At 65.6% G+C, this 26,354-nt stretch carries 25 protein-coding genes; 11 read left to right on the forward strand and 14 right to left on the reverse strand.

Features of this window, described 5'->3' with window-relative positions; translation table 11 throughout:
* Positions 1-3: 3 nt before the first annotated feature.
* Positions 4-1,089, forward strand: coding sequence for a DNA-processing protein DprA (gene dprA, locus ACP7BL_RS10020; protein ID WP_299112550.1), 1,086 nt, complete (start codon positions 4-6; stop codon positions 1,087-1,089).
* A 2-nt stretch (positions 1,090-1,091) separates the two neighbouring features.
* Here dprA and ACP7BL_RS10025 read toward each other — a convergent pair whose 3' ends face one another.
* A complete protein-coding gene (locus ACP7BL_RS10025) occupies positions 1,092-1,619 on the reverse strand; it encodes a hypothetical protein (protein ID WP_052192314.1) in 528 nt (175 codons plus the stop codon).
* Positions 1,620-1,777: 158 nt separating this feature from the next.
* Between ACP7BL_RS10025 and ACP7BL_RS10030 the strand changes: the two genes are divergently transcribed.
* Both ACP7BL_RS10030 and topA read left to right on the forward strand, forming a co-directional pair.
* Positions 1,778-2,035: a SemiSWEET family transporter gene (locus tag ACP7BL_RS10030; RefSeq protein WP_126845953.1), complete on the forward strand. Its 258-nt coding sequence runs from the start codon at positions 1,778-1,780 to the stop codon at positions 2,033-2,035.
* A gap of 87 nt (positions 2,036-2,122) precedes the next feature.
* Positions 2,123-4,699 (forward strand): type I DNA topoisomerase, encoded by a 2,577-nt coding sequence (gene topA, locus ACP7BL_RS10035; RefSeq protein ID WP_299111922.1) that lies wholly within the window; start codon positions 2,123-2,125, stop codon positions 4,697-4,699.
* Positions 4,700-4,703: 4 nt separating this feature from the next.
* Here the strand turns inward: topA and ACP7BL_RS10040 are convergent, their stop codons facing one another.
* Together ACP7BL_RS10040 and panC are read right to left on the reverse strand one after the other, a co-directional pair.
* Complete coding sequence (locus ACP7BL_RS10040) at positions 4,704-5,000, reverse strand: hypothetical protein (RefSeq protein WP_299111924.1); 297 nt, start codon at positions 4,998-5,000, stop codon at positions 4,704-4,706.
* A gap of 73 nt (positions 5,001-5,073) precedes the next feature.
* Complete coding sequence (gene panC, locus ACP7BL_RS10045; protein WP_299111932.1) at positions 5,074-5,925, reverse strand: pantoate--beta-alanine ligase; 852 nt, start codon at positions 5,923-5,925, stop codon at positions 5,074-5,076.
* 78 nt (positions 5,926-6,003) lie between these two features.
* Between panC and ACP7BL_RS10050 the strand changes: the two genes are divergently transcribed.
* The 7 genes from ACP7BL_RS10050 to ACP7BL_RS10080 all read left to right on the forward strand — a co-directional run bounded on the left by ACP7BL_RS10050 (position 6,004) and on the right by ACP7BL_RS10080 (position 12,546).
* Positions 6,004-6,798 (forward strand): division plane positioning ATPase MipZ, encoded by a 795-nt coding sequence (locus ACP7BL_RS10050; RefSeq protein ID WP_426258253.1) that lies wholly within the window; start codon positions 6,004-6,006, stop codon positions 6,796-6,798.
* Positions 6,798-7,049 carry a J domain-containing protein gene (locus tag ACP7BL_RS10055; protein ID WP_426258254.1) on the forward strand — a complete coding sequence of 84 codons (252 nt, stop codon included), beginning with the start codon at positions 6,798-6,800 and terminating at the stop codon, positions 7,047-7,049. Before ACP7BL_RS10050 ends, ACP7BL_RS10055 begins: the two co-directional genes overlap by 1 nt.
* A gap of 58 nt (positions 7,050-7,107) precedes the next feature.
* Positions 7,108-8,505 (forward strand): phosphoglucomutase/phosphomannomutase PgmG, encoded by a 1,398-nt coding sequence (gene pgmG, locus ACP7BL_RS10060; protein WP_426258255.1) that lies wholly within the window; start codon positions 7,108-7,110, stop codon positions 8,503-8,505.
* Positions 8,506-8,750: 245 nt separating this feature from the next.
* Positions 8,751-9,473, forward strand: coding sequence for a 3'-5' exonuclease (locus tag ACP7BL_RS10065; protein WP_033966455.1), 723 nt, complete (start codon positions 8,751-8,753; stop codon positions 9,471-9,473).
* Between the two features lie 66 nt (positions 9,474-9,539).
* Complete coding sequence (locus ACP7BL_RS10070) at positions 9,540-11,060, forward strand: sensor histidine kinase (protein WP_033966454.1); 1,521 nt, start codon at positions 9,540-9,542, stop codon at positions 11,058-11,060.
* Positions 11,061-11,062: 2 nt separating this feature from the next.
* Positions 11,063-11,506 carry a response regulator gene (locus ACP7BL_RS10075; RefSeq protein ID WP_209515878.1) on the forward strand — a complete coding sequence of 148 codons (444 nt, stop codon included), beginning with the start codon at positions 11,063-11,065 and terminating at the stop codon, positions 11,504-11,506.
* The gene (locus ACP7BL_RS10080; RefSeq protein WP_426258256.1) at positions 11,503-12,546 is read left to right on the forward strand and encodes a sensor histidine kinase; all 1,044 of its coding nucleotides are present in this window, start codon (positions 11,503-11,505) and stop codon (positions 12,544-12,546) included. Before ACP7BL_RS10075 ends, ACP7BL_RS10080 begins: the two co-directional genes overlap by 4 nt.
* A gap of 6 nt (positions 12,547-12,552) precedes the next feature.
* Here the strand turns inward: ACP7BL_RS10080 and ACP7BL_RS10085 are convergent, their stop codons facing one another.
* From ACP7BL_RS10085 to recF, 8 genes are all read right to left on the reverse strand, one after another.
* On the reverse strand, positions 12,553-13,317 hold the full coding sequence (locus ACP7BL_RS10085; protein WP_126845937.1) for a class I SAM-dependent methyltransferase: 765 nt from the start codon (positions 13,315-13,317) through the stop codon (positions 12,553-12,555).
* A 75-nt stretch (positions 13,318-13,392) separates the two neighbouring features.
* Positions 13,393-14,781, reverse strand: coding sequence for an efflux transporter outer membrane subunit (locus ACP7BL_RS10090; protein ID WP_137902461.1), 1,389 nt, complete (start codon positions 14,779-14,781; stop codon positions 13,393-13,395).
* A complete protein-coding gene (locus tag ACP7BL_RS10095) occupies positions 14,778-15,899 on the reverse strand; it encodes an HlyD family secretion protein (protein ID WP_137902462.1) in 1,122 nt (373 codons plus the stop codon). Before ACP7BL_RS10095 ends, ACP7BL_RS10090 begins: the two co-directional genes overlap by 4 nt.
* 4 nt (positions 15,900-15,903) lie before the next feature.
* Positions 15,904-17,565, reverse strand: coding sequence for an MFS transporter (locus tag ACP7BL_RS10100; RefSeq protein ID WP_171010457.1), 1,662 nt, complete (start codon positions 17,563-17,565; stop codon positions 15,904-15,906).
* A gap of 66 nt (positions 17,566-17,631) precedes the next feature.
* Entirely contained in the window at positions 17,632-20,139 is a 2,508-nt protein-coding gene (gyrB, locus tag ACP7BL_RS10105; protein WP_426258257.1) for a DNA topoisomerase (ATP-hydrolyzing) subunit B, read from the reverse strand.
* Positions 20,140-20,225: 86 nt separating this feature from the next.
* Positions 20,226-21,065, reverse strand: a complete 840-nt coding sequence (locus tag ACP7BL_RS10110) for an SPFH domain-containing protein (protein ID WP_171010458.1) — start codon at positions 21,063-21,065, stop codon at positions 20,226-20,228.
* Positions 21,058-21,291, reverse strand: coding sequence for a hypothetical protein (locus ACP7BL_RS10115; RefSeq protein ID WP_033967305.1), 234 nt, complete (start codon positions 21,289-21,291; stop codon positions 21,058-21,060). Before ACP7BL_RS10115 ends, ACP7BL_RS10110 begins: the two co-directional genes overlap by 8 nt.
* 159 nt (positions 21,292-21,450) lie before the next feature.
* Positions 21,451-22,506, reverse strand: a complete 1,056-nt coding sequence (gene recF, locus ACP7BL_RS10120) for a DNA replication/repair protein RecF (RefSeq protein ID WP_426258258.1) — start codon at positions 22,504-22,506, stop codon at positions 21,451-21,453.
* A gap of 99 nt (positions 22,507-22,605) precedes the next feature.
* Between recF and ACP7BL_RS10125 the strand changes: the two genes are divergently transcribed.
* Positions 22,606-23,172, forward strand: a complete 567-nt coding sequence (locus tag ACP7BL_RS10125; RefSeq protein WP_033966588.1) for a carboxymuconolactone decarboxylase family protein — start codon at positions 22,606-22,608, stop codon at positions 23,170-23,172.
* A gap of 282 nt (positions 23,173-23,454) precedes the next feature.
* Here ACP7BL_RS10125 and ACP7BL_RS10130 read toward each other — a convergent pair whose 3' ends face one another.
* From ACP7BL_RS10130 to ACP7BL_RS10140, 3 genes are all read right to left on the reverse strand, one after another.
* Positions 23,455-24,234: a Coq4 family protein gene (locus ACP7BL_RS10130; protein WP_426258259.1), complete on the reverse strand. Its 780-nt coding sequence runs from the start codon at positions 24,232-24,234 to the stop codon at positions 23,455-23,457.
* A 79-nt stretch (positions 24,235-24,313) separates the two neighbouring features.
* On the reverse strand, positions 24,314-25,426 hold the full coding sequence (gene dnaN / locus ACP7BL_RS10135) for a DNA polymerase III subunit beta (RefSeq protein ID WP_209613074.1): 1,113 nt from the start codon (positions 25,424-25,426) through the stop codon (positions 24,314-24,316).
* Positions 25,427-25,573: 147 nt separating this feature from the next.
* The gene (locus ACP7BL_RS10140) at positions 25,574-26,251 is read right to left on the reverse strand and encodes an outer membrane protein (protein WP_126845920.1); all 678 of its coding nucleotides are present in this window, start codon (positions 26,249-26,251) and stop codon (positions 25,574-25,576) included.
* Between the last annotated feature and the right edge of the window lie 103 nt (positions 26,252-26,354).

The raw sequence follows: 26,354 nt of genomic DNA on the forward strand, positions 1-26,354 counted from the left end.
GCGATGGATCAAGCGCAACGGGCGATCCCCCGATTGCGCCTGATCCGTTCGGCGCAGATCGGGCCCGTCACCTACGCCCAATTGATCGCGCGCTTCGGCAGCGCGCACGCCGCGCTCGATGCCGTGCCGCACCTCGCCGCGCGTGGCGGTGGCAAGCCGCCCGCGCTGGCCCCGGTCGCGCTGGCCGAGCGCGAGCTGGCAACGGTGGCCCGGCTGGGCGCGCGCCACCTGTTCCTTGACGACCCCGACTATCCCCCGCTGCTCGCCGAACTCGACGATGCCCCACCCGCCTTGATCGTGCGCGGGCGGATCGATCTGCTCGCGCAGCTCTCCATCGCGATGGTTGGCGCGCGCAATGCGTCAGCCGCAGCGTGCCGCTTCGCACGTCAACTCGCCGCCGAACTCGGGCGCGAGGAAGTGAGCATCGTCTCGGGCCTGGCGCGCGGCATCGACACCGCCGCGCATGTCGGATCGATCGAGACGGGGACGATCGCCGTGATCGCCGGGGGCATCGACGTGGTCTATCCGCCGGAAAACGCGGCGCTGCAGGAGCGCATCGCGCAGGACGGCCTGCTGATCGCCGAACAACCGCCCGGCACCGAGCCGCGCGCGCGCCACTTTCCCTATCGCAACCGCATCATCGCCGGGCTGTCGCTCGGCACCGTCGTGGTCGAGGCCGCGCCCAAATCGGGCTCGCTCATCACCGCGCGCCTTGCCGCCGAACTGGGCCGCGAGGTGATGGCGGTGCCCGGCAGCCCGCTCGATCCGCGCGCGCAGGGGTGCAACGGGCTGATCCGCGACGGCGCGACGCTGGTGCAATCCGCCGCCGACGTGCTGGAAACGGTGCGCCCGATCGACCAGCGTATGGTCCGCACCAGCCGCGACGGCTTCCGCGCGCCCCCGCCCGAAGATGCGAGCGACGCCGAACGCCGCGACGTTTGCGACCTGCTCGGCCCCGTACCCGTCGCGATCGACGAACTGATCCGCCAATCCGGCCATAGCCCCGCGATTGTGCAGACGGTGCTGCTCGAACTGGAACTGGCCGGGCGGTTGGAACGTCATGCCGGAGGTCGGGTGGCGCTGGTCTGAACTCAGGACGCCGCGCAGGCCTTCGCGCTACCGGGGCAGAGAGCGATCGAATCGAGATAGGCCTCCGCCACCGCCGCATCCTTGGCCGTCGGCACCGACCGGAATGCATATTGGACGGAATGGATGTCCGCCGCACCGGTGAATACTTTGACGAAAAAGACCTCAGCTTTGCCCGTCGCGCTGTTGAGCGGACAGTCCGCGCGCATCGACGCAACCGCGCGTCCGTCGGCGACGCTATCGACGATCGGCGTCGTCGATGCGCCCTGACAGCTGCGTTTCACGCCATTGGCCAGCCTGTCCAGAAAGCCGTGCCCGCCCACTCGGGCAATCCCGGTAAAACGCTGCACCGTGATCATCCGGGACCATTGCTCGACGGTTTCGCCGCGCGGGATTCGCTCGGTTATCGCGATCTGCGTATTGTGCGCGTCATAGCCGGTCACGAACCCCGGCGGGGTCGGCGCTTCCAATCGCTCGGGCAGCACCACTGTCGCCGCCTGCACCGCCATCATCGCCGCAATTGCCCGAATCATGCTGCTCTCCCCTGCTCCCGACCGCTATGCCAGCCCAGTCGCGCGCTCGCCACCGTGCAGACCTTTTGACGCAAACGGGAACTTGCCGGGAGGTTTAAACGTCCCGCAGACGGTCGCTCCGTTTGGCGGAGACTGCCGCCTCAATCCGGAGCCTCCCCATGACCGACCGTATGCTCTCTATCCTCGGCTGGGTGGCCACCTGCACCGCGATCGCGATGTACGCGTCTTACGTCGACCAGATCCGCCTCAATTTGGACGGGCACAAAGGCTCGATCGTTCAACCGATCGCAACGGTGGTGAATTGCGCCTTATGGGCACTGTACGGTCTTGCGAAGCCCAAGCGCGACTGGCCGATCGTCTGCGCCAACAGCCCCGGCATAGTGCTGGGCGCGCTGACGCTGGCGACTGCATTGTGATGTCGATGGTTGACGTGATGCCCCGCTTGACGCAGCGCCCGCCACATCTCCATCCTCGCGCGTACACGTAAGGACCTCGATCACCCCATGCAGCTTGTCATCGTCGAATCGCCCGCCAAGGCGAAGACCATCGAGAAATATCTCGGTTCGGATTACCGCGTCCTCGCTTCCTACGGCCATGTCCGCGACTTGCCGCCCAAGGATGGCTCGGTCGATCCCGAGGACGGGTTTTCGATGGAATGGGAAAATTACGCCGACAAGGCCAAGCAGTTGAAGGCGATCACCGATCTCGCCAAGACCGCCGACCGCCTGATCCTCGCGACCGACCCTGACCGCGAGGGCGAAGCGATCAGCTGGCACGTGCAGGAGGTGCTGCGCGGCCGCAAGGCACTGCCCAAGGACGTGCAGCGCGTTACCTTCAACGCCATCACCAAGGCGACGGTGACCGAGGCGATGCAGCATCCGCGCGAGCTCGATACCGATTTGATCGACGCCTATCGGGCGCGCCGTGCGCTCGATTATCTCGTCGGCTTCACGCTCTCCCCAGTGCTGTGGCGCAAGCTGCCCGGCGCCAAGTCGGCAGGGCGCGTGCAATCGGTCGCGCTGCGCCTGATCGTCAGCCGCGAGCGCGAGATCGAGGCCTTCCGCCCGCAGGAATATTGGTCGGTCATCGCCGACATGGAGCATGACGGCACGCCGTTCCAGGCGCGGCTCGTGCAGTTCGAGGGCAAGAAGCTCGATCGCCTGTCGATCGGCGAGGAAGGCACCGCCAAGCGCGCCAAGGCCGCGGTCGAAAGCGGACTGTTCACGGTGCAATCGGTCGAGGTGAAGCCTGCGACGCGCAACCCGCCGCCGCCCTTCACCACCTCGACGTTGCAGCAGGAAGCTTCGCGCAAGCTCGGCTTCTCCGCCGACCATACGATGCGGATCGCGCAAGGCCTCTACGAGGACGGCGCGATCACCTATATGCGTACCGACGGCGTGCAGATGGATTCGAGCGCGATCTCTGCCGCGCGCCATGCCGTCGCCGATCGCTATGACGCGAGCTACGTCCCCGACAAGCCGCGCGTCTACCAGACCAAGGCCAAGAACGCGCAGGAAGCGCATGAGGCGATCCGCCCGACCGACTTCAGCAAGGACAAGGCTGGCGGCGGCGATCATGCGCGGTTGTACGATTTGATCTGGAAGCGCGCTCTGGCGAGCCAGATGGCCTCGGCCCGGCTGGAGCGCACCACGGTCGAACTGGCTGACGGCACGGGCGACACGGCCCTCCGCGCAACCGGTCAGGTGATGCTCTTCCCCGGCTATCTCGCTTTGTACGAAGAAGGCTCGGACGACACGCAGGATGAAGACGCCAAGCGCCTGCCGCGCCTGCGCGAGGGCGATGCCCCGGCCAAATTGGGCGTCACCGCCGAACAGCATTTCACCCAGCCGCCGCCGCGCTTCTCGGAAGCGTCGCTGGTCAAGCGCCTCGAAGAACTCGGCATCGGTCGCCCTTCGACCTATGCCTCGATCATCAAGACGCTGAAGGACCGCGCCTACGTCCGCGTCGAGAAGAACCGCTTCTTCGCCGAGGAATCGGGCCGGTTGGTGACGGCGTTCCTCGAACGCTTTTTCGAGAAATATGTCGGCTATGATTTCACCGCCGGGCTCGAGGACGAGCTTGACGAAGTGTCGGGCGGCCGCGCGCAGTGGCAAGCCGTGCTCGAAGCCTTTTGGAAGGACTTCAAGCCGCGCACGACCGAGGTGATGGAGCAAAAGCCGTCCGAAGTGACCGCCGCGCTCGACAAATTCCTCGAACCCTATCTCTTCCCGGCCAAGGCCGATGGCAGCGATCCGCGGCTGTGCCCGCTGTGCCACAAGGGCCAGCTCGCCTTGCGCGGCGGCAAGTTCGGCGCGTTCGTCGCCTGCTCCAATTACCCTGAGTGCAAATATACCCGCCGCTTCGGCCAGCCCGGCGGTGAAGGCGAGGCCGATGCCACGCCCGAGACGCTCGGCAAGGACCCGGAAAGCGGCTTGCCGGTCGAGCGCAAGTCGGGGCGGTTCGGCCCTTATATCCAAATCGGCGAGGGCGAGACGCGCAAGATGGCGTCGATCCCGAAAGATATTGGCGAACTCGATCTCGAATGGGCGCTGAAACTGCTGTCGCTGCCGCGCACCATCGGCACGCACCCCGAAACCGGCGAACCCATCACGGCGGCCATCGGTCGCTATGGCCCGTATCTGAAGCATGCCGGCAAATATGCGCGGCTTAGCTCGACGGCGGATGTGTTCGAAACGGGCATGAACGCGGCGGTGGTCAAGCTCGCCGAAGCCGCCGCAGGCGGCGGGCGGCCGCAACGGGGGGCCCAGGCCCCGCTCAAGGTGCTGGGCCTGCATCCGCGCAGCGAGGCCGAGATCAAGCTGATGGAGGGGCGCTACGGGGCCTATGTCACCGATGGCACGACCAATGCGACCTTGCCCAAATCGATCGAGAAAGACGCGCTGACGCTCGAAGAGGCGGCGCAGTTGATCGACGCGCGCGCAGCCGCAGCACCACCCGCCAAGGGCAAGAAGAAGGCAGCGGCCAAAAAGCCCGCCGCAAAGACGGCTGCAAAGAAGCCTGCGGCCAAGAAACCGGCCGCGAAAAAGGCGGCACCCAAAAAGGCGGTCGCCGCAGAGTAAAGGATCAGGCGGCGCGGCGCTGGGTGGCGACCAGGAACGCCCGCGCCGCCGCCTGGGCGGTGGCGATTTCGCGCGCGGTCATGTCCTCGGCAATGTCGCGGCGGCAATCCTTGGCGATCTCGCTGCCCGCAACGGCGGCCAGGTTGAACCATTTGTGTGCCTCGATCAGGTCTACGCCGATACCAGCGGAGCCACTCGAATAGACCATGCCAAGGTCGAAACACGCATCGGCGTCGCCGCGCGCCGCGTCGGCGATTCGGCTGTCGATCAGGAACTGCGCATTCTTCAGGCTGCTGCCCATGCTCTTAACCCCCGTTAACCATCCCTACCGGCAACACCTTGCCGGATTGGGGTCAACAAAAGGTTAACGGCCGTTAGGCATGATCGGCGGGCGGAATCGCGAGGTTGTCGATCAACCGCGTCGTGCCGATCCGCGCCGCTGCGAGCAAACGCCGCTCGCGGCTGGGGTCGGTCGCTGTGGCCAGCGTCGCGGCATCGACCAGCTCGACATAATCGACCTCGAAACCGGCGGTATTCAGCGCTTCGCGCGCCGTGGCCAGCCCGCCTTCTGGATCGTCGCCGCGCGCAATCGCTTTGGCCGCCACGCCTAATGCGCGCGGCAAGGCCACCGCTGCGACACGCTGCGCCTCATCCAAATAGATGTTGCGCGACGACAGCGCGAGCCCGTCATCGTCGCGCTGCGTCGGCACGCCCTGGATCTCGATCCCGAAATCGAGATCGGCAACCATCCGGCGAATCACCGCGAGCTGCTGGAAATCCTTTTCGCCGAACAGGGCGATGTCGGGCCGGACCTGGTTGAACAATTTCGCGACGACGGTCGCTACGCCATCGAAATGGCCGGGCCGCGATGCGCCATCGAGCCCCTCGCTCACCCCCGCCACCGAAATCGTGGTGGCGAACTCGTCGGGATACATCACCTCGACCGGCGGCATCCACAACAGGTCACAGCCCGCCTCGGTCAACAGCCGTGCGTCCGCCGTCTCCCGCCTTGGATAGCGCGACAGGTCCTCATTCGGGCCGAATTGCCGTGGGTTGACGAAGATCGACGCCACCACCTTGCGGCCCGGCCGCTTCGCCGCCTCGATCAACGCGAGGTGCCCGGAATGCAGCGCCCCCATCGTCGGCACGAGCGCAATGCTCGCGCCTCCGCTGCGGAAATCGGCGATCCCAGAACGGAGCGCTTCGAGGGAACGGATGGTTTGCACGGATGTGTGGCCTTCGGTAAGGACGGGCGCGCCTTCTATGAGGCGTGATCCAACCGGACAAGACGGGAAGCAAACACGTTGGCGACTGCTGCGCGAAAGCCACACATTATTGTCTTCGCCAATGAAAAGGGCGGCACGGGCAAGTCGACCACGGCGGTGCATGTCGCGATCGCGCTGGCGGCGCGCGGCGCGCAGGTGTCGGCGCTGGATCTCGACCATCGCCAGCGCACGATGGGGCGCTATTTCGACAATCGTACCGCGACGATCAAACGCACCGGCCGCGACTTGCCGACCCCGCGCCACACCACCCATGACGGCGAAAGCCTGGCGCGCTTCACCGAAAGCTTCGATGCGCTGGCCGAGGGTGCGGACTTTCTGGTGATCGATACGCCGGGTCGCGACGACCGGTTCGCGCGCATGGCCTCCGCCCGCGCCGATACGCTGGTAACGCCGATGAACGACAGTTTCGTCGATTTCGATCTGATCGGCCAGGTCGATCCCGAAAGCTACAAGGTCACGCGCCCGAGCTTTTATGCCGAAATGATCTGGGAAGCGCGCAAGGCCCGCGCCAAGGCCGATGGCTCGACGATCGACTGGGTGGTGCTGCGCAACCGCGTCCAGCATATTGAGGCGCGCAACATGCGCCGTGTGTCCGAAGCGCTCGACCAGCTCGCCAAGCGCGTTGGCTTCCGCATCGTGCCGGGCCTGGGCGAACGCGTCATCTACCGCGAACTGTTCCCCAACGGCCTGACCATGCTCGATTCGGGTGAATTCGGTGCCATGGGGCTGGCGCACGTCGCCGCGCGCCAGGAATTGCGCGAGATGATGGGCGCGCTTGCGCTGCCGGAACCGGTCCCGCCGCTGTTCGCATAATGGGCAAGATTCTTTTCTTTGCGGCGGTCCTGCTCGGTGGCTGGTGGCTGCTGCGCGCGCGACCGAAACCGACGCTGCGGCTCGACGAAGCCGAAGCGCGCGCCGTGCTCGGGGTGTCGGCCGATGCCGATGCGGCGGCGATTCGCGCCGCGCACCGGCGCTTGGTCGGCGCGGTCCATCCCGATCGAGGGGGCTCGGCCGATCTCACCCGGCGGATCAACGCCGCGCGCGATCTGCTGCTCCGACACTAGCCATTGAACTTTCGCGGGTTTCACCGATTAGGCACGCATCCAACCAACAGGAGCTACCATGACGCACCGTTTCGACCCGACGTCCTTGCGCGAATATGACATCCGCGGGATCGTGGGAAAGACGCTCGGCACCGCAGACGCCGACGCGATCGGTCGCGGTTTCGGCACGCGCGTGCGCCGCGCGGGCGGCACGCGCGTTGCCGTCGGCTATGATGGTCGCTTGTCCTCGCCCGAGCTTGAAGCGGCTTTGGTCGGCGGCCTCACCGCCGTCGGTGTCGATGTCGTGCGGATCGGCATGGGGCCGACGCCGATGCTCTATTATGCCGAGGCCACGCTAGAAGTGGATGGCGGCATCGAGATAACCGGCAGCCATAATCCCGCCGAGTATAACGGCTTCAAGATGGTCTTGCAGCACAAGCCGTTTTTCGGCGCGGACATTCAGGACCTTGGCCGCATGGCGACGGAAGGCGACTGGGATGTCGTCGCCGATGAGGCCGACCGCGGCACCGTCTCCACCGCCGACATTGAGGACGATTATGTCGGTCGCCTCGTCGCAGGCTATGCCGGGGGCAGCTACAAGATCGGCTGGGACGCCGGCAATGGCGTGTCGGGCCCGATCATCGAGAAGCTCGTCAAGCTCCTGCCGGGTGAGCATCACTTGCTGTTCACCGATGTCGACGGCAATTTTCCCAACCATCACCCAGATCCCACTGATGAAAAGAACCTGACCGACCTGAAGCGCCTCGTCGCCGAGAAGCAGCTCGATTTCGGACTGGCTTTCGATGGCGATGGCGACCGCATCGGCGCGATCGACGGGCAGGGCCGCGTCATCTGGGGCGACCAGATTCTGTCCATTTTGGCGGAGCCTGTGCTGAAGGAACTGCCCGGCGCGACGATCATCGCCGATGTTAAGGCCTCGCAAATGCTGTTCGACCGCGTCAGCGAGCTCGGCGGCACGCCGCTGATGTGGAAGACCGGCCACAGCCTGATCAAGATGAAGATGAAGGAAACCAACAGCCCGCTGGCGGGCGAAATGAGCGGGCACATCTTCTTCGCGCACGAATTTTACGGTTTCGACGACGCGCATTATGCCGCCGTCCGCCTGATCCGCGCAGCCCACATGATCGGCAAGTCGATCACCGATTTGCGCGGCGCGATGCCGGCCTTGGTCAACACCCCCGAAATGCGCTTCCAGGTCGATGAAAGCCGCAAGTTCGCGGTGGTCGAGGAAGTGCTCGACCGGCTCGAGGCGGCAGGGGCCGACGTCAACCGCACCGATGGTGCGCGAGTCAACACCGCCGACGGCTGGTGGCTGCTGCGTGCCTCCAACACCCAAGACGTGCTCGTCGCGCGCGCCGAGGCGAAGGATCAGGCCGGGCTGGATCGCTTGCTCGGCATGATCGACGACCAGCTCGCACTCAGCGGCCTCGTCCGGGGTGAGCAAGCGGCGCACTGAGGAGATTGGTTCGCGCAGAGGCGCGGAGGACGCAGAAGGGTTTTCACGCGAAGGCGCGAAGCCACTAAGATGGATTTTCCGCGAGGCGGTTTATCCACTCACTTGTCCGGCGGACCGCCGGACAAGGACTCCTTCGCGCCTCCGCGCCTTCGCGTGAAAAATCCTTCTCCTTCTCCGCGTCCTCCGCGCGAACAAACCCTTCTTCTCCGCTCGCAATCCGCAGCAGAACACGCCACCTAGTCCCAATGCCCCCGCCCCCACCCCAGATCATCCGCGTCATCGACCTTGAAACCACCGGGGAAGCCCCGCCCGTCCACGGCGTGTGCGAAATCGGCTGGCAGGACGTGGCATTAGGCACCGATGGTCGGTGGGAAATCCATGGCGAAGGCGGCGCGCGGCTGGTCAATCCCGGTCGCCCGATCCCGCCGCTGACGCAGACGATCCACCATATTCTCGACGAACAGGTCGCCGATGCGCCGTTCTGGCACGATGTCGCGCGCGCCGTGCTCGATCCCTATCCGAAGCGCGTGGCGCTCGCCGCGCATCGCTCCATCTATGAAGAGAAATTTTGCAGCCCCGCGCTCACCCGCAATGCGCCGTGGATCTGCACCTGGAAATGCGCGCTGCGGCTGTGGCCGGACAGCCCGACCTTCTCCAACCAGATGCTGCGCTATTGGCGCAAGCCCGAGGGGCTGATCCACGAACGCGGCCTGCCGGCGCACCGCGCCTTTCCCGACGCCTATGTCACTGCCTTCCACTTGCGTGACATGCTGAACGCGGTCGGCATCGACCAATTGCTCGCCTGGTCGAGCGTGCCCGGCTTGCTGCCGCGCGTGCGCCAGGGGCCGGATCGCGGCAAGGAGTGGAGCGAGGCAAGCGACGAGACCATCGCCACCATGCTGGAGGATCGCGACGAGGACGTCCGCTTCACCGCCGAGACCGAGCGCGCGCGCCGCCGCGCTGCCTAACCACTTGATCCAGGTCAACAACCGCTGGCTGGCGTTTCGCGCAAGGCCTGCGTAAGGGCGGCGCATATGTTCGAACGCATCGTTCAGGGATTTGGCATTGGCGAAGGGCGCATGCAGCGCTTCCTGCTTACCTGCATGGGGCTGGGCTTTGCCGCGCTGATCGCGGTGGGCGTGGCGGCCGGCTGGTCGACCGCGCGCAACGAAGGCCATACGCGCGACGTCAACCACACCTATGAGGTCGAACTCGCGATCGACCGCGCGCGTATCCTGGTGGAACAAAGCGAAACGTCGCGTCGCGGCTTCGTCTTGACTGGCGAGCAAGTCTATCTCGACACCTACCGCGCCGGGATGGCGACATTGCCAATGACGCTGGCGCGGATCGCCGCTCTGACGCGCGACAATCCCCGCCAGCAACGCAATATCGCCAACCTGCGCGTGCTCATCGCCGATCTGACCGCACAGCGCGAACGCACGATTGCGGCGATCGTGCGCGGGGACCGGCTCGGTGCGCTAACGCTGTTTCGCGATGAAACCAGCGCACGCCGGATGCGCGCCGTCCGCCGTGTGGCCGATGCGATGGTCGCCGAGGAGCAACGCCTGCTCGCCATCCGCGACGCCGAACAACAGGCGAGCGTCCGCATCTTTTATGCCACGCTCGCGCTTGCCGGGCTGTTGCTCGTTCTGGTTGCCCTGATCTCGTTGCTGACCGTGCAGCGTTACACCCGCGACCTCGCCGCCTCGCACGATGCACTGCGCGATTTCGCCGATACATTGGAGGATCTGGTCAAGGAGCGCACCGCCGACCTGACCCGTGCCAATGACGAGATCCAGCGTTTCGCCTACATCGTGAGCCACGACCTGCGCAGCCCGCTGGTCAATGTGATGGGCTTCACCGCCGAGCTGGAAAGCGCGACCGCCACGATTGGCGACCTGATCGATCGGGCCGAGCAGCGCGCGCCCGACATCGTCACCGAGGACGCCCGGCTGGCGGCGCGCGAGGATTTGCCCGAGGCGATCAAATTCATCCGTACCTCGACGCAGAAGATGGACCGGCTGATCAACGCCATCCTGAAGCTGTCGCGCGAGGGGCGGCGCGTCATCGTCCCCGAGCCGCTCGACCTCGGCTCGATGGTCGATACGATCGGCGCAAGCCTGACGCAGCAACTCGACCATCGCGGCGCGACGCTCGCGATCGAGCACCCGCTCCCGGCGATCGTCAGCGACCGGCTTGCGATCGAGCAGATCCTGTCCAACCTCATCGAAAACGCCGTGAAATACCTCAGCCCCGATCGTGCGGGGCAGATCGTGGTCCGCGGCCAGCGCGACGGGCAGCGGGTTATGATCGAGGTTGAGGACAATGGTCGCGGCATCGCCGCCAGCGACCATCAACGCGTGTTCGACCTGTTCCGCCGCTCGGGCAACCAGGATCAGCCGGGCGAAGGAATCGGTCTGGCCCATGTCCGTGCCTTGGCGTATCGCTTGGGCGGCGTGATCGAAATGGCGTCGGAACTGGGTCGGGGTACCACCTTCCGGCTGAACCTGCCGGCCAAGCTCGACATGACCAACGGCGATTCTCGGGAAAGCTGAATATGAACGACCACCAAAGCGTCAGCATCATCATGATCGAGGATGATGAAGGCCACGCCCGCCTGATCGAAAAGAACATCCGCCGCGCGGGTATCCTCAATCACATCACCCATTTCACCGACGGTACCACCGCACTCGACTATCTGTTCAACAACGCCGCCGGCCCGCAGCGCAACGGCCCGGCGCTGGTGCTGCTCGATCTCAACCTGCCCGACATGAGCGGGACCGACATTCTTGCCAAGATCAAGGCCGCCGACGGCCCGCTGCGCCGCACCCCCGTGGTGGTGCTGACGACCACCGACGACAAGATCGAGATTCAGCGCTGCTACGATCTCGGCTGCAATGTCTACATCACCAAACCGGTCAATTACGAAAGCTTCGCCCAGGCGATCCGCCAGCTCGGGCTGTTCCTGTCGGTGATCCAGGTCCCCGAGACCGAGGGGTGAACCGAACCGCCCCACCTGCGGTCCTGTATATCGATGACGATGCGGGGTTGCGGCGGCTCGCCGCGCGCACGCTCGCGCGCCATGGCTATGCGGTGACGGTTGCCGAAGGCGGTGCCGAGGGCGTCGCACTCGCGCGCAGCCAACCCTTCGACCTGATCGCGGTCGATCACTATATGCCCGGCATGGACGGGCTGGAAACGCTCGAGCAGCTCCACACGCTGCCGGTGATGCCGCCGGTCGTTTATGTCACCGGCTCCGAGGAAGGCCGCATCGCCGTCGCCGCGTTGAAGGCCGGGGCCGCCGACTATGTCGTGAAGACCGTCGGCGTCGATTTCTTCGATCTGCTCGCCAGCGCCTTCGCGCAGGTGCTCGAACGCGCGGCGCTCGAGCGTGGCAAGGCCGCCGCCGAAGACCAATTGCGCGCCAGCAACGCCCGGCTTGAAGCGCTGCTGCGCGAGGCCAACCACCGCGTCGCCAACAGCCTGCAACTCGTTTCGGCGATGGTGCGCATGCAGGCGACCGCGCTCGATGACGACAATGCCCGGCTCGCGCTGGAAGACACGCAGCGCCGCATTACCGCGATCGCGCAAGTCCACCGGCGCCTCTACACCAGCAACGATGTCGAACAGGTCGACATGCGCGAGTATCTCGGTGCCTTGGTCGATGAACTGGGCGAGACCTGGTCCACCCCGGCGGCACCGCGCACGCTTCGTCTTGCCGCCGAACCGATTCGGCTATCGACCGATCGCGCGGTGTCGCTCGGGGTGATCGTCACCGAGCTGGTCAGCAACGCCTGCAAATATGCCTATCCCACCAATGGCGGCGAAGTGCGCGTCTCGCTGCACGGCGATGGCGACGCACACTTCCGGCTCGCGGTGGAGGACGATGGCATCGGCATGAAGGCAGACGCTGCCCCCACCGGCACGGGCGTGGGCACAAAGCTCATCCGTGCGATGGCGCAAAGTCTGCAAACCATCGTCGAATATGACACCGGCGCGCAGAGCGGCGTCCGCGCGACGCTGCGCGCGGCGCTCGACTAAGTCCGCTCAGCGCGGCTTGCGGAATTTGTAGACGAACTGGTCGGTGTGCCCCCGAATGGAGGGGTCGAAGACGTTGGCACTGTGGTCGTCCGCCGGATTGCGCAGGACATCGCTTTCGCCGACGAACTCGAACCCCGCTTTCACCACCTCCGCCTTGACCGCCGCCGGATCGATCCGGTGCTTGGTCGAGGTGCCGCTAAGGCCGGTGCCCGCGGCGTCGGCATGGTCGATCACGACATAGCTACCACCGGGCTTCAGCGCCCTCAGCACTTCGGCATTCAACTGATCGAGCGCGGCTTCGCCCCCTTTATTGGCGACGTCGTGATAATTCTGGACGGTCCACACCAGATCGACCGGTTCAGATGCCGCCACGATGCCCGAGCCCAGCACCTTGGTGGTCACATTGTACAAATGCAGCGCGTCGAGCGCGGCTTCGCCCTTGGCGGCGGATTGGGCCGAAGCGGCCGGCCAGATCGCATAAACGTGCCCCGCCTTGCCGACCGTGCCCGAGAAGATCCGCGTCCAATAGCCACCGCCCGGGATCCAATCGAGCACCTCGTCACCGGGCCCCACACCAGAAAAGGCCAGCACCTCTGCCGCCTTGCGCCGCGCGTCATCGCCCGCTTGATCGGCCCGCGCCGGATTGGCCAGCCCGGCGGCAACGGCACGTTGCGTTTCCTTCGGCGAATGTTTGGAGGCGGGCTCAACCGCTGCCACTGCCGCCGTTGCGACCAGCGCCGTCACCGCCAACCCCGTCAAAACACCGCGCATGCTGTTTCCCCTCACCGTTTGCGCAAATCTACGCCAACAGGCCGCCCCGAGTCACGCGAAAGAGAGGCCACGCGCTTACTCCGGACCGTCCCGGTCGGTGACGACACCGGACCAACCACCCCCCATCGCCTGATACAATTGCACGCGCGCGGCCAACGCATCGCTCCGCGTCTGGATCAGCGCCAATTGTGCGCCGAGCAAGCCGCGCTGCGCATCCAGTTGCTCGAGATAGGGGGAATAGCCTTCGCGATAACGGTTGGTCGCCAATCGCAACCCTTCGGCGAGCGCAGCACGCTGCCGTTCCCCCGAGGCGACTTGCTCGTCCAATCGGTGCACTGCCGCCAGCCCATCCTCGACATCGCGAAAGGCACCCAAAGCGACGCGGCGATAAGCGAACGCCGCCTGGTCGCGTTGTGCGCCCGCGGCATCGGCTTGCGCGGTCAACCGGCCGCCCTGGAACAATGGGGCGAGCACACTCCCACCGAGCGACCATACCGTGATCGGATTGGTGAGCAGCGTCGAAAACGCCGCGCCCCCCGCCGCGCCGAGCCGCAATTGCGGTAGGAAGCGCTTGCGCGCCGCGGCCAGCGAACTGTCGCTCGCAGCCAGTTGATATTCGGCTTGTGCGACATCGGGGCGGCGGCGCAGTAACTCCGAGGGAAGGCCCTCCGGCACCGGTGGGGCGACCAGTCGATCCAGCGTCGTGCCGCGCGCCGTCGCGACCGGAAGCGCGCCGGTCAGCACGCTGAGCGCATCCTCGGCGCGCGCGATCGCAAGCGCGATTTGCGGCACGATCTGCGCGGTCGCTTCATATTCGGCCTGCGCCTGTTCGAGCTCGAGCTTGGGCGAATAGCCGTGCTCCACCCGCGAGCGCGCGATCCGCAGCGATTCAGCGCGCGCCGCCAGCGTCGATCGCGCGACCTCAAGGCGCGCGTCGAGCCCGCGCAGCGTGAGGTATCCGCTGGCCGTTGCGCCCGCGACCGACAACCGCACCGCATCGCGCGCCGCCGCGCTCGCCAGATAGGCGTCGCGCGCCGCCGAGCGCTGATCGGCCAGACGCCCGAACAGATCGACCTCATAGGCGACTTGCAGCTTCGGTTCACCTGCGGTCTGCTTCTCCGGCTGACCGAACGCGTCGACTTCGCGCGAGCGCGCGCCGCTGAGACTGGCGTCAAGCGTCGGCAGCAATTGCGACCGCGCCACTGCAACATTGGCGCGCGCCTCGCGAACCCGCGCGACCGCGACGCCGATATCGGTATTGTTGGCCAGCGCCCGCTCGACCAGCTCGGTGAGGACCGGATCGCCAAAGCCCTGCCACCATGTCCGGTCTAGTGGGGCAACCGGACCGGGATCGGTGCGCCACGCCGGTGCCGGAGCAAGCGGTGCCACCGTCGCCGTCTTCACCGTCGGCCCGGCACAGGCGGAGACCGCCATGGCCAGCAGCACAGTCGCGCGGCGGCTCATCGGCGGGGGTTTCCGTCGGTATCGATGCTGACCACCACCGACATGCCCGGTCGCAGCCGCGCCGCCAGCGCCTGCCCCGGATCGATCGCCACGCGCACCGCAATACGCTGCGCCACCTTGACGAAATTGCCGGTGGCATTGTCGGGCTTCAACACCGAAAATTCCGATCCTGCAGCGGGCGACAGGCTCTGCACATGGCCGGTCAAGCTGGCATTGCCCAGCGCATCGACGCGGAATCGGGCGCTTTGCCCAGGGGCCATGCGATGCGTCTGCGCTTCCTTGAAATTGGCCACCACCCACACGGTGTGGGGTACGAGGAACAGCAATTGCGTGCCCGCCGTCACATAGGCACCCTGTCGGACGCCGATTTCCGACACTTGTCCGTCGGTCGGTGCACGGATGATGGTGTTGTCGAGATCGATCTGCGCGAGGCGCAATTGCGCCTTGGCGGCATCGACCGCTGCTTCCAGCCCGCCGCGCCCGACCGCGACCGTGCGCACGTCCTGCGTACCGATCGCGCGGCTGGCCTGCGCCTGCTGCACCGCCGCACGCGCTGCCAGCAGGGTCGCACGAGTCTGGTCGAATTCGCGCGTCGAGATCGATCCGTCGGCGACCAGCGCCTGCGCGCGCTTCATGTCGGCTTCGGCGCGCGTCAATTGCGCCTTGGCATTCTCGATCCCGGCCTCCTGACTCAGGATCGCGACTTCGCGCGAACGTCGCGCCTGGGCGGAATTGGCCAGCGCCGCCTCCTGCGCCGCGACATTGGCCTGCGCTTGCGCCACCCGCGCGCGATAGATGCGGTCGTCGATCGTGGCCAGTACCTGACCCGTCTTCACCTCGGCGAAATCCTGCACCGGCACGCTGGTGACATAGCCGCTGACTTGCGGGCTGATGATCGTCACGCGGCCGCGCACATACGCGTTGTCGGTTTCCTCGGCCCAGCCCGCGAACGGCGGCAATTGCCATGCATAGAGGATGATGACGATCGCAACGACCGCCAGCGCGACGATGGTGATCGTCGCCGGACGCGATTTGACGGGCGGGGCCCAGCCGCGCGGGGCCGCAACCTGCGGATCGGGGGCGGTGGCCGTCGGTGTCGATGGGGAAGCGTCGCTCATTTCATTATCCCTGGTGACCCTGGGCTGCCTGGGTTTGTTTTTGTTGCAAGAGCAGAATCGGCGATATCTCGCCGCGCCGCCGGATCGACCAGCGGATCGCATAGCCCCACACAGCCGTCAGCGCAGCCAGCACGCCGACCAGCAGGAAGACGTCGTTAAACGCCAGGATATTGGCTTCGCGCGCCACCTGTTGCGCCAGCAGCGCGGCCCCTTCCGCACTGCGCAACGCCGGGTCGCCGACGACCCCGGCAACCCGCCCCGCCCCGGCGCGCAACCGCGCCGCCACCAACGGATCCGTCGCCACGATATGCTGCACCAACATGTTCGAATGAAATTTCTCGCGCACCACCTGAAAGGTCGACAGCAACGCCGTACCGACCAGCCCGCCAACGCTCTGGCTGAGGCTGAACAGCACGACGAAGCTCACGAAATTGCGCCCGCCCGCCAGCAGCGTGCGCGCGATGCCGATCACCATCGCCTGGCCAAGGAACAGCAGCGACGCAAAGCCGATCATCGCCTGGCTCAAATACAGGTTGCTCGGGCGTGTCAGGTTGGTCGCATCTGAATCCATGAACGCGGCGATGGCGACCAGGATGATCGCGATTGTGATCGGCCGCGTTACGTTGTGTGGATCGAACGTGAAGATCGCCACCACCAGCCCCGCAATCGAGGCCGCCACGACGATCAGGTTGAGCGTGACCATTTGGTCGTTGATCAGACCGACCGCATTCAACAGGCCGATCGAGCCAAATGCCTGTTCCGACAGCAAAATGCGCACCGACGCGGCAATCGCCATCAGCCGCAGCATTTCGCGCGTGCCGAGCCAGCGCGTGTTGATCAACGGGCTGGCGCGGTGATGCTCCACGATCAGCGCCGCCGCGACCAGCGCGACGCTGCCCGCCAGTGCCCATCCCATCCAGGCGCGCTCGGTCCACCATTCGATCCGTCCTTCGGACAGCACAGCGATCAGCAGCCACAACCCCGGAGCGAGCAGCGCAAAGGTGAGGAAGTCGAGCGGTTCGAACGCCTTGCTGCGCTCGCTCGGCGGCAAGGGCAGCGCCATCACCGCTGCGAGTGTGGCCAGTGCCAGCGCCAGTTCAAACCAATAGAGATGATGCCAATCACCCGACTCGAGCAACCGCGGCGACAAAGCACGCGCCAGCGGCGTCGCCAGTTGCGGGATGCTGATACCCATCATCACCCCGATCAGCCGCTTCGGCGCAGGCATCGACTGCATCAGATAGAGCAGCGTCAGCGTCGACAGGCCGCTCGCCGCGATTCCGCTCATCGCGCGCACCGCCACCGAGGTCCAGAAACCGTGGACGAAGAGATGCATCAGCGTCGTCGCCGCATAAGCAAGCAACATGTAGCGGATGAACGACTGCAACCCGAATTGTTGACGGTATTTCACCAGCAGCAAATTCGCGGTGACATTCGTCATGTAATAAGCGGCGGTCAGCCACGCGCTCTCATTGGTGTTGAGCCCGAGCGTGCCTTGCGCGAAATTGAGGTTCACCTGCACCAGCGCATTGCCGAGCGCGCCGGTGATCCCCACCAGGCATCCCACCGCGAAATAGCCGATATGCCGCGACAGCGGATGTTCCGGATTGGCGGGCGAGCCGGGCAGCGTCGGGCGCTCATTCGGTTTGAAGACGTATTCCGCCACGTCTCTAACTGCTCCCTGCCCGACCGCTCGCCCAAACACCCCGCCGCATGGGGTGGAATTCGCCTATCAAACGTCCAGATTGGCGACGCTCAGCGCGTTCTCCTGGATGAACTCGCGTCGCGGCTCGACCACATCGCCCATCAACCGCGTGAAGATCTCGTCGGCGACATCGGCCTGTTCGATCTCGACGCGCAGCATCGAGCGGTTTTGCGGGTCGAGCGTGGTTTCCCACAATTGCTCGGCATTCATTTCGCCCAGGCCCTTATAGCGCTGGATCGCGAGACCCTTGCGCCCCGCCGCCAGAATCGCCTCGAGCAATTGCGAGGGCCGCGCGACCATCGTGCTGCCCTTGGACGGGGCGACCGCTGCCGGCGCTGCGGGTTCTTCATCGGCGGCATCGGCCGCCGCATCGGCTTCGGCCTGCACCGCCGCTGCGGCCTTGCTCGACACGATCCGCGCCGTCTGGACATAGGCCTCTTGCTGCTCGACCGCGAGCGCATGGAGCTTGCGCGCCTCGGCCGAGCCCAGGAACGCGCCCTCGATCGTGTGACGATCGGTCACGCCGCGCCACACGCGTTCGACATGGAAACCGCTATCGTCGGCCAGCCGCGCCGACCAGCGCGCCTCGGGATCACCGGCATCGAGCCCGCGCACCACTTGCACCACCACCGCACGCCGCGCCTCGGGGTCGAGCGCCGGATCGAGCGCACCGCCCATGGCCAGCGCCTCGACGATCGTCGGCTCATAGCGCCGCGGCACATAGCGCATCAGCGTGCGCATCCGCCGCGCATGGTCGACGAGCGAACGCAGATCGGCACCCGAGCGCGATCCGCCAGCACCTTCCAGCACCGTGCTCGCCACGCCATTCTCGACCAGATAGTCGTCGAGCGCGTTATCGTCCTTGAGGTAGACCTCGGAGCGCCCGCGCGTCGCCTTATACAGCGGCGGCTGCGCGATATAGAGGTGCCCGTTGGTGATGATGTCGGGCATCTGCCGATAGAAGAACGTCAGCAACAGCGTGCGGATATGCGCGCCGTCGACGTCTGCGTCGGTCATGATGACGATCTTGTGGTAGCGCAATTTCTCGACGTTGAAATCGTCGCGCCCGATGCCGGTGCCCATCGCCTGGATCAGCGTACCGATTTCCTTCGATGACAGCATCCGGTCGAAGCGCGCGCGCTCGACGTTCAGGATCTTGCCGCGCAAGGGGAGGATCGCCTGGAAATGCCGGTCGCGGCCCTGCTTGGCCGATCCCCCTGCCGAGTCACCCTCGACCAGGAACAGTTCGGACTTGGCCGGATCGCGCTCCTGGCAATCCGCCAGCTTGCCGGGGAGGGACGCGATGTCCATCACGCCCTTGCGCCGCGTCAGCTCGCGCGCCTTCTTGGCGGCTTCGCGGGCGGCGGCAGCATCGATGATCTTCGCGACGATCGCCTTGCCATGCGCTGGATTTTCCTCGAGCCATTCGGCGAGCTTGTCCGCCATCAGGCTTTCGAGCGGCTGGCGCACTTCGGACGAGACGAGCTTGTCCTTGGTCTGGCTGCTGAATTTCGGGTCGGGCAGCTTGACCGAAACGATCGCGGTCAGCCCCTCGCGCATGTCGTCGCCGGTCAGCGTGACCTTCTCCTTCTTCAGGAGCCCCGACTTTTCGGCATAATTGTTGAGCGTGCGCGTCATCGCCGCGCGGAACGCCGCCATGTGCGTACCGCCGTCGCGCTGCGGGATGTTGTTGGTGAAGGCGAGGACGTTCTCGTAATAGGAGTCGTTCCACTCCAGCGCGACGTCGATCGTCACGTCATCGCGGGTGCCCGCAATCGCCACCGGCTCGGGCATCAGCGGGATCTTGTTGCGATCGAGATATTTCACGAATGCGGCAATGCCGCCTTCATAATAAAGCTCGACCGACTTCACCTCTTCGTGGCGCGCATCGTTGAGATACAGCCGCACGCCCGAATTGAGGAAGGCGAGCTCGCGATAGCGATGTTCGAGCTTGTCGAAATCGAATTCGGTGATCTTGAAGGTGGCGGGGCTCGGGAAGAAGGTGACGCGCGTGCCCTTGCGCCCCGGCGCGGGGCCGACGACCTTGAGCGGCGCCACCGCATCGCCGAACGCGAAGCGCATGTAATGTTCCTGCCCGTCGCGCCAGATCGTCAGATCGAGCCATTCGGACAGCGCATTGACCACCGACACGCCGACGCCGTGCAGACCACCCGACACCTTATAGGCGTTATCGTCCGACGTGTTCTCGAACTTACCACCGGCGTGGAGCTGGGTCATGATGACCTCGGCCGCCGAAACGCCTTCCTCGGTGTGGATGCCGGTCGGAATGCCGCGGCCATTGTCCTCGACCGACACCGATCCATCGGCGTTCAGCGTAATGTCGATCCGGTCGCAATGCCCGGCCAAAGCCTCGTCGATCGCATTGTCCGACACCTCGAACACCATATGGTGGAGGCCGGAGCCGTCGTCGGTATCGCCGATATACATGCCGGGGCGCTTGCGCACCGCGTCAAGGCCTTTGAGCACCTTGATCGAGTCAGCGCCATAATCGTTGGTATTGGGGTCTTCTGCCATGCCAAGCCTATAGGGTCGTGGCCACGAAAACGGAAGCAAAATGGCGCTTCCCGGCCCGGGACGCTCGGGTCCCGGGCCGAATACGGCTATTTTTCGGTAATGAACGGCAATTGCCCGCTCCCGGCGCTATAGGTCGGCAGCTTGCCGTCCCATTTCTCTATCGCGCGCTGGCGCAGGATCGCGGGGTTCGCGCGCAGCGCATCGCCTTCGATCTGCGACGCCTTGGCCTTGCCCTCGGCATCGGCGATGCGCGCATCGGCATTGGCTTTGACCGTCGCCACGTTCGCCTGTGCCGCAAGCGCCGCCTGTTCATTGGCGATCTTGGTGTTGATCTGGCTCAGCACCTGATCCGGCACGCGGATGTTCGACGCCCAATAGAGCTGCTCGACATGCAGCCCGACCGGCTCGAAATAGCGCGCGACATCGCGCTGCACCGCCGACAGCAACGCCGCCTTTTTGGGGCCGTAAATCTCCTCGATCCCAAGCCCGGCGGCTTCCTCGTTCAGCGCACTGCGCACCGCATTGCGCAGCGGCCCGGCGACGATCCCGGCCATGTCGATCCGGTATTTCTGGAAGAGGATCGGCGCCTTCACCGGGTCGACGCGATACGCGACCGACACGTCGGCCGACAGGTTGAGCCCGTTGCGATCCTGGAACGGAAATTCCTCGTCATTGCCGCTCTGTTCGGTCGAGGATTTGGTCCAGGCATAGGTCGAGGTGTAGATCGGATATTCATAGATGTTGGTGCCGACCGGCGTGAAATACCAGCCCACGCCCAGCGCATGGTCGGACACGCCCGCCGAACTGCCGAAATTGCTCACCTTGATGCCGACATGCCCCGGCTCGACCCGGCTGCACGAACTCATCGGCACGATCGCAATTAGGGGGATCAGCAGCAGCGGCACGAAACGAACGAACTTAGTCATGGTCCTTGTCCAGCAAGAGGAGAGTGAATTCGCGCGTCAGCGCGGTGACCGACAGGAAGCCTGCCACCAACGCGACGAGCGCGATCAGCGCGGCCGCGGCATCCGCCGCGTCGCTATGCAAATTGAACAGCGTCGGGATGACGAACGCGAAACAGGCGAGCTCGCACACGAGCAGCCCTGCGCAGCGCAAGCCGAAGCCGACGAGCCACAGATCCAGCGATTTCATGAAAGAGCTTTGCCCCGGAACGCCCCCGATAGGATGCCGGGGCCGCAGCGCTTCATCGGAAGCGCGAATGGGAATATCGGCCTGTTACGGGTGCGACACAATGGCAATCGGGATGCACGCCGCGCAATCGTGGATGCAGCCGCTGGGCCTCCCGTACCGTTACCCGCCCGCCCCCAGCGTCAGCCGCACCGCCGCTCCATCAAGCTCGGCGAACAGCGCAGGCTCGGTGCCCGTCATCCACACTTGCCCCGTCCCCGCCAGCCGCTCGAACAAGGCCGCGCGGCGCATGGGGTCGAGATGCGCGGCCACTTCGTCGAGCAGCAGGATCGGTGGCGCGCCGGTGCGTTCCGCCACCAGCCCGGCATGGGCGAGGATCAGCCCGAGCAGCAGCGCCTTCTGTTCCCCGGTCGAACACAAGGCCGCCGCTTGCCCCTTGCCGAGATGCGTCACCGCCAGATCGCTGCGGTGCGGCCCGACCAGCGCGCGGCCCGCCGCCGCATCGCGCGCGCGGCTCTGCGCCAGATCGGCCGCCAGCGTCGCCCCACCGCCGGTCCACCCTTCGAGGCGGAGCCCGGCGCGCGCAAACGGCCCCTCGGGCTGGTCGGTCAGCCGTTCGCCAAGTGACACCACCGTTGCGCGCCGTGCAGAGTCGATCGCCGCGCCATGTTCCGCCATTTGCGCTTCCAGCGCGGCCAGCCAGTCGCGGTCGGGCGGGCCGTCCTCCCCCAGCAGACGGTTGCGCGCGCGCATCGCCGCTTCATAGCGATTGGCATGGACGGCATGGCCGGGGCTGAGCGCCAGCGTCAGCCGGTCGAGAAAGCGCCGCCGCTCACCGGCGGGCTCGACGAACAGCCGGTCCATCGCCGGGGTCAGCCACAAGACCGTGAGCCATTCCGCCAGCGCCGTCGCCGCCACCGCCGCGCCTTGCACGCGCACGATCCTGCGTTCGGGGGCGGCTGCCTGCGTGCCGGTCGCGATCGCAACGTCGCCGACCAGCTCCGCCGCTACGCCAAAACCGCCACGCCCGCCTTGCCGCGCCATTTCCCCCAGGCTCGCACGGCGCAAGCCCCGCCCCGGCGCGAGCAGCGATACGGCTTCGAGCACATTGGTCTTGCCCGCGCCATTTTCGCCCGTCAGCACGACAAAGCCCGGCCCCGGCGCGATCGCCAGATCGGCATGGTTGCGGAAATCGGTCAGGACCAGGCGCGTGAGCATCGCGTCCGCTCTACCCTGTCGCGCAGCTTTCGCAATTTCCGCGCAGCTTTCAGGAACCAAGGCGGCGCTGGTGCGCTGCCGCGCCGAAGGAGACCGTCGATGCGCTTGCCCCTGATCACCCCCGCCGACCTGACCGAGCAGCAAAAGCCGCTCTACGAAGACATGAAGGCGGGCATCGCCTCCAATTTCAACGTGTTCAAGACGGTCAATGCCGATGGCGCGCTGATCGGCCCGTGGAATCCGTGGCTGCACGAGCCGGTGATCGGCAAGGCGGTGTGGGAGCTGACCAAGGCGATGACCGCGCAAGCGACGCTCGACGACAAGCCGCGCCAGATCGCCATCCTGGTGTGCGGCGCGCATTTCGATGCGGCCTATGAAATCTACGCGCACATTGCGGTCGCCGAGCATGAGCAGATGTCGCCGCAGCGCCTGTCCGAGCTTTGCGCCAACATCAAGCCGCACGACCTCTCTCCGCAAGAGAGCGTCGCCTATGATGTGGCCTTTGCGCTGGTCAATGGCGGGGTGCTGCCCGAGCCGTGCTACCGGCTCGCGGTGCACACCTTCGGCCAGCACGGCACCAATGAGCTGATCTATCTGGTCGGGCTGTATGCGTTGGTGTCGATGACGCTCAACGGCTTCAACGTGCCGGTGCCTGAGCGGGATTAGAGCCGCTGGGTTTTAGAGGGGGATACCCGAAATTCCGTTCAGGATGAGATTGTCGAGGGGCCCCTCTCCGCAAGCGCAGCGCTCACGGGGTGGAGGGGTGCCCTTCGACAAGCTCAGGGCGAACGGGGGAAGTGGCCGCCACCGCCTCCCCCACACCGTTCGGGCTGAGCCTGTCGAAGCCCCCCCACAAGCGAGGATGTCGCCTGCGGAGGGGCGCTTCGACAGGCTCAGGGCGAACGGGGGCGCAGGGTACGATTCGTTTGAAACGCGATCGTGATCGAATCAGGCAGTAACCGGTGCCGCGTCACCACGCCGCTGGCTGAGATAAGAGGCCATCTCCGGGCCAAGCTCGCGTTGCGCCTTCAGATAGGCCGTCGGCGTGGCGATCCCCAACCGCGCGCGCGCCGTGTCGATCGGCTCCGCCAGCAGCGCCTCATAATCCTCGCCCGACAGCCACTGCGCGCGGCGACCGTGGCGATAGCCTTCCCACACCGCGCGGGCGAACAGGGTGTTGCCGGTTGCCTTCAGGCTCTTCAGCGCCGCCGCCACCGCGATGAACGCCCAGCCGAGCCCGCCGACCTGCGCATAACTGAACGCGACCAGGCACGCCTCGCCGAGCGATTCGTCGGCTTTATAGCCGGTTAGCACATGCCAGATATCATGCGTGTCGCGCACGCGGCGGCCGAACCATGCATAGGGATGCTGGACCTGATCCTCGCTGATTACCTTGCTGACCGCGACCAGCCCGTCGGCGGAATAGCCGGTTGTTTCCAGAAAGTGACGATACGCCGCACCAACCGTGCCAGGCCCAAATTGCGCGACAAAGGCCGGATCGGAAAAGCGCGCCGCCAGCTCGACCTGCTCCGAAGCCAACCGCCCGCCCTGCGTGGTGGCGATCAACCGCGCGTAATTCATCGGCGCATTGCCGACATTCAGCGCGCGCATGATGCGGAACACCTGCGTCGTGTCGTCGCCATTGGCGAGCAGCTTGCGAATGGCATCAAAGGCGGTGCGCCAGTCGCGACGCCCGGTCGTACCCGGAAAAGGCGGAAGCTTGGCCATCGACTCGATCCTTGCTGACATGCATGTCAATAAAGATCGGGTGCCGCTACGTCAATCGGCCTTTAGGCGGAGGCGTCCCTCACACCCGCATCGGCATCAGCACGTACAGCGCGGCAGACTTGTCATTCTCGCGAATGAGCGTCGGCGCGGCGGCGTCGGCCAGATGCACCTCGATCGTGTCGCCCTGGAGCTGCCCCAGAATGTCGAGCAGATAGCGGCTGTTGAAGCCGATCTCGAAGCCCAGCGAGGTATATTCGCCCGGCACTTCTTCCGCCGCCGTGCCGTTTTCGGGGCTGGTCACCGACAGGATAATCTTGTCGCGGTCGAGCGCCATCTTCACCGCGCGCGTCTTCTCGGTCGCGATCGTGCTGACGCGGTCGACGCCTTCTTCAAAGCTGCGCGGATCGATCTTGAGGATCTTGTCATTGCCGGTCGGGATGACGCGCGAATAATCGGGGAAAGTGCCGTCGATCAGCTTGGAGGTGAGCAGCGCCTGGCCGAGATCGAAGCGGATCTTGGTCGCCGACATCGACACGCCGACCGACCCGTCGACTTCGTCGAGCAGCTTGCGCAACTCGGCGACGCACTTCCGCGGGATGATGATGTCGGGCATGCCCTCGGCCCCCTCGGGCCGCGGCATGGTGATGCGGGCGAGCCGGTGGCCGTCAGTGGCAGCGGCCTTCAACACCGGCAGCGGGTCTTCCGACACGTGCCAGAAAATGCCGTTCAGATAATAGCGCGTTTCCTCGGTCGAGATGGCGAAGCGCGTCTTGTCGATTATCTGTTTCAGCGTCTCGGCCGGCAGTTCGAATGACACCGGCAGCTCGCCCTCAGCAATCACCGGAAAATCATCGCGCGGCAGCGTGCCGAGCTGGAATTTGGCGCGCCCGGCCATGATCGTCAGCTTGCCGTCGGCAGCGGCGAGCGAGACCTGGCTGCCTTCGGGCAGCTTGCGGCAAATGTCGAACAGCGTGTGCGCCGACACCGTGGTCGACCCCGGCTGGTCAACTGCGGCTGCGACCGTCTCGTTGATCTGCAAGTCCAGGTCGGTCGCCATCAGCTTGAGCCCGCCTTCGGCAGTCGCCTCGATCAGCACGTTGGAGAGGATCGGAATGGTGTTGCGCCGCTCCACCACCGATTGGACGTGGCTCAAGCCCTTCAACAGAGTCGCCCGTTCGATCGTCGCCTTCATGTCGTTCCCCCGGGCCCATCGCCCACTTCACTCCCGCCGGACGCGTACGCGCCGGGGGCAATTCGCCGTGTCTCTTTCCTTAAACATAAAAGGGGCCGGGGCAAGCGCCCCGACCCCCGTTTTACGCCTGCAAACAGGCAGCTTGCATCAGAAGCGGACACCCAGCCCGGCAACGACCTGATGACGGTCGGTGTCGACGCTGAAATTGTTGGTGTTGCCGCCATTGGCATATTCCAGCCGCGCATCGCCATAGTTGGAATAGCGATATTCGAGCTTGGCGTAGGTGGTGCGACCGATCTTCTGCTCGACACCGGCACCGACGCGATAGCCGTCGAGGTTATAGTGCGCGCCGGTCGTGGTGGTGCCGTTGTTGGCGGTCAAGTCGAGACGGTCGTTGGTGTAACCGCCCTTGGCGTAGATCAACGTCTTCGGTGCGACGACATAGCCGATGCGGGCACCGGCATACAGGTCGCGGCCCTGCTTGACGCGGCCATAGCCGAGCGCGGCAGCGCTGGTCGGCGCGTTGCTGACATCGCCGGTCGAGCCGGTGACTTCGCCTTCGGCACCGATCACGAAACGGTTGAGCGCCACGTCATAGCCGAAATCGCCACCATAGGTCAGGCCATCGGCCTTGCGGTCGCTGCTGATGCTGGAATTGGGACCGCGGCCCGGCTGCAGCTTGTCATAGCCAAGGATCACGCCGACGCGGGGGCCGGTGAAGGTTGCATCGTCGCGCGACGGCGGGGGTCCGTCCTGAGCGAAGGCGGGGGCGGCCAGGCCAATGCCGAAAGCGGCAACGGTGGCGGTGAGGGCTAGCTTGCGCATTAGGGTAACTCCGTTGGTACATCCCACTGGTATTGCGTGGGGAACCCTCAAATAGGCAGCCCGGCGGGGAGTTGCATGAACCTCAGACAACGAGGAAAACCGT

Source organism: Sphingomonas sp. DC1600-2, assembly GCF_049897605.1.
Classification (GTDB): Bacteria; Pseudomonadota; Alphaproteobacteria; order Sphingomonadales; family Sphingomonadaceae; genus Sphingomonas.

Coding starts and splice junctions, on each gene's coding strand:
- dprA (WP_299112550.1), top strand. CDS start 4: ATGGATCAAGCGCAACGGGCGATCCCCCGATTGCGCCTGATCCGTTCG.
- ACP7BL_RS10025 (WP_052192314.1), bottom strand. CDS start 1,619: ATGATTCGGGCAATTGCGGCGATGATGGCGGTGCAGGCGGCGACAGTG.
- ACP7BL_RS10030 (WP_126845953.1), top strand. CDS start 1,778: ATGACCGACCGTATGCTCTCTATCCTCGGCTGGGTGGCCACCTGCACC.
- topA (WP_299111922.1), top strand. CDS start 2,123: ATGCAGCTTGTCATCGTCGAATCGCCCGCCAAGGCGAAGACCATCGAG.
- ACP7BL_RS10040 (WP_299111924.1), bottom strand. CDS start 5,000: ATGGGCAGCAGCCTGAAGAATGCGCAGTTCCTGATCGACAGCCGAATC.
- ACP7BL_RS10055 (WP_426258254.1), top strand. CDS start 6,798: ATGGGCAAGATTCTTTTCTTTGCGGCGGTCCTGCTCGGTGGCTGGTGG.
- pgmG (WP_426258255.1), top strand. CDS start 7,108: ATGACGCACCGTTTCGACCCGACGTCCTTGCGCGAATATGACATCCGC.
- ACP7BL_RS10065 (WP_033966455.1), top strand. CDS start 8,751: ATGCCCCCGCCCCCACCCCAGATCATCCGCGTCATCGACCTTGAAACC.
- ACP7BL_RS10070 (WP_033966454.1), top strand. CDS start 9,540: ATGTTCGAACGCATCGTTCAGGGATTTGGCATTGGCGAAGGGCGCATG.
- ACP7BL_RS10075 (WP_209515878.1), top strand. CDS start 11,063: ATGAACGACCACCAAAGCGTCAGCATCATCATGATCGAGGATGATGAA.
- ACP7BL_RS10085 (WP_126845937.1), bottom strand. CDS start 13,317: ATGCGCGGTGTTTTGACGGGGTTGGCGGTGACGGCGCTGGTCGCAACG.
- ACP7BL_RS10090 (WP_137902461.1), bottom strand. CDS start 14,781: ATGAGCCGCCGCGCGACTGTGCTGCTGGCCATGGCGGTCTCCGCCTGT.
- ACP7BL_RS10095 (WP_137902462.1), bottom strand. CDS start 15,899: ATGAGCGACGCTTCCCCATCGACACCGACGGCCACCGCCCCCGATCCG.
- gyrB (WP_426258257.1), bottom strand. CDS start 20,139: ATGGCAGAAGACCCCAATACCAACGATTATGGCGCTGACTCGATCAAG.
- ACP7BL_RS10110 (WP_171010458.1), bottom strand. CDS start 21,065: ATGACTAAGTTCGTTCGTTTCGTGCCGCTGCTGCTGATCCCCCTAATT.
- ACP7BL_RS10115 (WP_033967305.1), bottom strand. CDS start 21,291: ATGAAATCGCTGGATCTGTGGCTCGTCGGCTTCGGCTTGCGCTGCGCA.
- recF (WP_426258258.1), bottom strand. CDS start 22,506: ATGCTCACGCGCCTGGTCCTGACCGATTTCCGCAACCATGCCGATCTG.
- ACP7BL_RS10125 (WP_033966588.1), top strand. CDS start 22,606: ATGCGCTTGCCCCTGATCACCCCCGCCGACCTGACCGAGCAGCAAAAG.
- ACP7BL_RS10130 (WP_426258259.1), bottom strand. CDS start 24,234: ATGGCCAAGCTTCCGCCTTTTCCGGGTACGACCGGGCGTCGCGACTGG.
- dnaN (WP_209613074.1), bottom strand. CDS start 25,426: ATGAAGGCGACGATCGAACGGGCGACTCTGTTGAAGGGCTTGAGCCAC.
- ACP7BL_RS10140 (WP_126845920.1), bottom strand. CDS start 26,251: ATGCGCAAGCTAGCCCTCACCGCCACCGTTGCCGCTTTCGGCATTGGC.